We start from the raw sequence: 4,362 nt of genomic DNA, 5'->3' as shown, positions 1-4,362 counted from the left end.
CTTTAGCACCGAACCCCTCACCGCAACCCCGTCAACCCCAACTGAGAGCAAACCCCCAATGGATGAAGCCACCGCAACGGCCCTGACAGCCCTGCTGGAACAGCTGCTGGTTGTCGCCGCCGGCATCAAGGCCGTGATTGAACCGGCTGTAGAAGATGCACCTGAGCCCGCCCAGGGCCCGATCGACGACGTCAGTGCAGCAGTTGAAGAGATCGTCGCCACCGCAGAAGAAGAGCGCGAGTACCGCCGCAAAGGCGGCTCCAACCAGAAAGTGCTGGCCGCACTCTCCAGCCTGCAGAAGCAGTTCAGCACGCTGCAAAACACCACTACCGGGCGCCAACTGCCGCGCAACGCCGGTCCTGTAGCCCCTGGCAAAAAGAAGGTGTTCTGATATGGCCCAGTCTCTGAGCGCCTACGGCGCCAAGATGTATGCCGAGCTGCAGCTGGCGATCGCTGAAACCTACGGTGTGGAACTGCCCAGCAAGCAGTTCAGCGTGGAACCGTCGATCGCGCAGGAACTGAACGAAGCCATCACCGCGAAAGCCGATTTCTTGGAGCGCATCAACGTTTTCGGCGTGAGCGAGATCAAGGGGCAGAAGGTGTTCATTGGTACCACTGGCCCTGTCACTGGCCGTACCAACACCAAGACCACCGATCGCGAGGTAAAAGACGCTTCCGCCCTGGATCATTCGACCTACGAACTGAGTTCCACCGAGTCGGACGTGGGCCTGCCTTACGCGAAGATCGACGCCTGGGCCAAGTTCCCGGACTTCCACCAGAAGTATTCGGCAGCGGTGCAGAAACAGATCGCCCTGGACCGGATCATGGTCGGTTTCCATGGCACCCACGCGGCCGTGCAGACCGATCTCGAAAAGTACCCAATGCTCCAGGACGTGAACAAGGGCTGGTTGCAGCAGGCACGCGAGCTGATCCCGGCCCAAGTGCTCCAGGAAGGCGTCAAGGGCTCGGGCAAAGTCAAGGTGGGCGCCGGCGGCGACTATGCAAACCTCGACGAACTGGTGCACGACACCAAGCAAATGGTGGACGAACGCCTGCGCGACGGCGGCGACCTGATAGCAATCATCGGCTCCGACTTGATGGCCAGCGCCCAGGGCAAGCTGTACGCAAAACAGGGTGAAGTGCCGACCGAAAAAGAACGCATTGAAGATGCCCAGGTGATCGACACCTATGGCGGCCTGCCTTCTTTCATCGTTCCGTTCTTCCCGGTGAACGCGGTCCTGGTTACCAGCTTCGACAACCTGTCGATCTACTACCAGGACTCCAGCTGGCGCAAGCAGACCGTGGACAACCCGAGGCGCTCCCGCGTTGAGGACTTCAACAGCCGTAACGAAGGTTACGTGATCGAGCAGCTGGAAAAATTCGCGCTGACCGAGAACGTGGAGGTTCTGAAGTGAGCCTGGCCCTGGCGCACAAGCGCCGCGTCCAAGCCCTGGGAGGCGCTGCAGTAGCGGCTGCTGCAGCTGCACCTGTGGCGTACTCCCATGCGGAGGCGCTGAGCAGCCCTGCCAATGCCCGCAAAAACATTCTGCTGCAGGAAGCGGCCCTGGACTTGGACCTGGAGCGCTTGAGCGCGATCAACGGTCTGGCCGGGAAACAGATGCTGAAACGGGACGAGCTCTTGCCCAAATACCAGGACTTTATCCAGCGCTATGTCGAGTCCGGCCAGAACCTGCCGAACCGTGTCCTGGTCCAGGTGATCGTCTGGCTGTTCGATACGGCCCAGTTCGAGGACGGCCTGGAGCTTGCCGACTTCGCGATCAGTCAGGGCCAGCAGATGCCTGAGCGCTTCCAGCGCCGGGACATTCAGACCTTTGTTGCGGACGCGATCCTTGAGTGGGCCGAAGCCGAGCACAAGGCCAATCGCAGTCCCGAGCCTTACCTGTCCGACTTGCTGCCCCGTGTGGACGGCGAATGGCAGCTGACCGAGCAGATCCCGGCCAAGTTCCACAAGTTGATCGGCATCCGTGCCCAGGAGGCCGGCGACTGGGAAACCGCGCTCAAGCACTTTGAACGTGCGACCGAGCTGTATCCCAAGGTCGGTGTGGGCACCCGGACCGACGAATGCCGCAAGGCATTGAAAAAACAACAGGCCGCCCAGGCCACCGAGTAACCGACTACCCCCCCAGCGGGAACCCGTGAGACGAGTCAGCCATTTATGGCCCGCCCCGTTGAAACGGTGTTTCCCGCCCTATTTGAGCGGCCAGCAATGAGCTTTTCCGGGAAACCCACCACCTTTGTGGACCTGACGATCGAGAACGACGGCTTCTGGCCGGACCTTTCGCTATCGGAATTCCAGAAGGAACAGCGCCTGCCGGCGGAGTACCTGGTGGAACTGCTGACCGACACCCTGACCATGGCCATGGTCGAGGTGAATGACGACCTGGCCAAGTGCAAGGCCCGCTGGCAAGCCGTCGGTATCACCAACGTGGAAACCGCGGACCCTCTGCTGCTGCCTGAACGGGCCTTCAAAGCCAAGCTATACAAGCGCGCCGTCTACAACCGCGCCAAGGCCCAGGCGCTGCCCCAGTTCGCCACGGTGAACCGCCGCGAAAGCGCCGAGAACACCGGCAAGGAAGCCCCGGAGCGGGCTGAAACCTTCCTCGCTTTCAGCCAGCAGGCCGTGCGCGCCCTGCAGGGCCGTGGCCGCATCACGGCGGCCTTGCTATGAGCAAGCCGGTCAGCATCGCCTATCTGGAAGTCTCGCCAAGGATGACAGGCAAGACCACTCGCCTATGCAGCATGGCCAATGCCGTCGCGGCAGGTGGCCGTCAGGTCGTTTTTGTATGTGATCCGCACCTGGCGAACTGGCTACCCGTGCCGCTGGCCAACGTGAATGTGGTCCCCGATGGGGCGCCGTCGCTGAGTGACGGCACCTATCAGCATGCGGTGTGGTTTTTTGACGAATTCGAACAGCTCAAGTCTGTGCAATTGCGTCCTGGAGCGTATTACGCGACCACAGCCCAGCGCCTGCGCGTGGCGGGTGAAGACTCGCCTGAAAACGACCTACTCATGCGGCTGATACAGGCCAATGGTCAACGGTTCGAACGCTATCAATGGCCCTTCGATTACCGCGACTTTGTCCGCTCTAACCGTGCATCTATGCCGCCCGAGCAGTTCCGCCTGAGCATCCTGGGAGAGTTTCTGCAGTGATCAAGCTCAAGGCGCTGACCGCCTATCTCATTGCCTGCAACCTGGTGGCGCCCGAGCAGATCGACAGCTTCGCCGAGCAGGTGAACCTGGACCTGATCTGGAAGAACGGCACCAAGGGGCTACACATGGGCGACATGCGCTATCGCGCCGTCCTGGTCCTGGAGCGTTTCGCAGAAAACCCGGCGCTGCTGATGGCCCTGGTGGGCAGTTGGCTGGAAACCCACGACCCAGACCGCGACGACCTGCCGGCGCCGGCGTTCGTGGTCGAGCAACTGGATAACGACCTGGCCGACGTCGAGCTGACCCTGGAGTTCATCGAGCCCCAGCACCTGGCTGAAGACCCCAATGGCTTGATCGATGCCTTCGGCAAGAAGTGGGGCCTGGTGGACTTTGAGCTCTGGACTGCAGAACAGGGCGAGGTCCGCAGCCATGGCGCGTAGCACCTTTGAACTGGACGCCCGGGGCTACCTGGGCGTGCGCGAGCAACTGGCCTTGCTGAGTCTGCCGCCGCAGCTTCGCCGGCGGCTGCTGAACAACGTTTCCAAGCGCGTGCGGACCATGTCCCGTAAGCGCATCCGCGAGCAGCAGAACCTGGACGGCTCCCCGTTTGCCCCTCGGCGTAACCCCGAGAAGGGCAAAAAGAAGATGGAGGCCGGCCTGGGCAAGCTGCTGCAGGTGACCCGAGTCAGCCCGGACGAGGCCACCCTCGGGTGGCGCAACGGCCTGACCAGTTGGGTGGCCGCCCAGCAGCACAACGGCGAATCGGAGCGCCGCACCGCCGCGCAGATGCGCCGGTGGAACAAAGTCCCGGAAGGCCTGGCCTCGACCGATAAGCAGGCCAAGCGCCTGCGCCGGTTGGGCTTCAAGGTTCGCCAGGCGGGCAAAAAGCGCCTGTCCCGGCCGCCCGTGGCCTGGATACAGGAACACGTCGGGTACGCCCAGGCGGGCCTGCTGATCCGCATTCTTTCCGATGAAAAGGCCGAGAGCACAGGCGCACAGAGCTGGGAAATTACCCTGCCCAAGCGCCAGTTCCTGGGCGTCAGCAGCGAACGGGACACCAGCCTGCTGGTGAACCAGGTGCTGCAACAAATCCTCAATTCTCCCCGCTAACGAGGCACAGCATGGCACTCGGCAAAGTCAGCGTTCATAACCTCAACCTCGGCCAGGGTGCCGTGACCGAGATCGAGCGCT

6 protein-coding genes and 1 pseudogene are annotated in these 4,362 nt (G+C 62.1%); all 7 read left to right on the top strand.

The features are described from left to right. Positions 1-391: pseudogene (locus GV818_RS33555) on the top strand (capsid scaffolding protein); the annotation flags it as partial. 1 nt (position 392) lies between these two features. Beyond that, entirely contained in the window at positions 393-1,415 is a 1,023-nt protein-coding gene (locus GV818_RS33550; protein WP_161778728.1) for a phage major capsid protein, P2 family, read from the top strand. Continuing rightward, on the top strand, positions 1,412-2,131 hold the full coding sequence (gene gpM, locus GV818_RS33545; protein ID WP_161778727.1) for a phage terminase small subunit: 720 nt from the start codon (positions 1,412-1,414) through the stop codon (positions 2,129-2,131). Before GV818_RS33550 ends, gpM begins: the two co-directional genes overlap by 4 nt. A gap of 96 nt (positions 2,132-2,227) precedes the next feature. After that, the gene (locus GV818_RS33540) at positions 2,228-2,689 is read left to right on the top strand and encodes a head completion/stabilization protein (protein ID WP_060842894.1); all 462 of its coding nucleotides are present in this window, start codon (positions 2,228-2,230) and stop codon (positions 2,687-2,689) included. After that, positions 2,686-3,171, top strand: a complete 486-nt coding sequence (locus GV818_RS33535; protein WP_161778726.1) for a hypothetical protein — start codon at positions 2,686-2,688, stop codon at positions 3,169-3,171. Before GV818_RS33540 ends, GV818_RS33535 begins: the two co-directional genes overlap by 4 nt. Then, on the top strand, positions 3,168-3,611 hold the full coding sequence (locus GV818_RS33530; RefSeq protein WP_161778725.1) for a phage tail protein: 444 nt from the start codon (positions 3,168-3,170) through the stop codon (positions 3,609-3,611). The genes GV818_RS33535 and GV818_RS33530 overlap by 4 nt, the downstream gene beginning before the upstream one ends. Continuing rightward, complete coding sequence (locus GV818_RS33525; RefSeq protein WP_161778724.1) at positions 3,601-4,281, top strand: phage virion morphogenesis protein; 681 nt, start codon at positions 3,601-3,603, stop codon at positions 4,279-4,281. Before GV818_RS33530 ends, GV818_RS33525 begins: the two co-directional genes overlap by 11 nt. Positions 4,282-4,362 lie beyond the last annotated feature (81 nt).

Origin of the sequence: Pseudomonas sp. Fl4BN1, assembly GCF_009908285.1 — a bacterium.
Taxonomy (GTDB): Bacteria; Pseudomonadota; Gammaproteobacteria; order Pseudomonadales; family Pseudomonadaceae; genus Aquipseudomonas.
The sequence above is the reverse complement of the archived record's forward strand: the minus strand, read 5'-3'. Positions and strand labels throughout refer to the sequence as shown.

Excerpts from the sequence above, each read along its gene's own strand:
- GV818_RS33525 (WP_161778724.1), top strand. The coding sequence starts at position 3,601 with ATGGCGCGTAGCACCTTTGAACTGGACGCCCGGGGCTACCTGGGCGTG.
- GV818_RS33550 (WP_161778728.1), top strand. The coding sequence starts at position 393 with ATGGCCCAGTCTCTGAGCGCCTACGGCGCCAAGATGTATGCCGAGCTG.
- GV818_RS33540 (WP_060842894.1), top strand. The coding sequence starts at position 2,228 with ATGAGCTTTTCCGGGAAACCCACCACCTTTGTGGACCTGACGATCGAG.
- GV818_RS33535 (WP_161778726.1), top strand. The coding sequence starts at position 2,686 with ATGAGCAAGCCGGTCAGCATCGCCTATCTGGAAGTCTCGCCAAGGATG.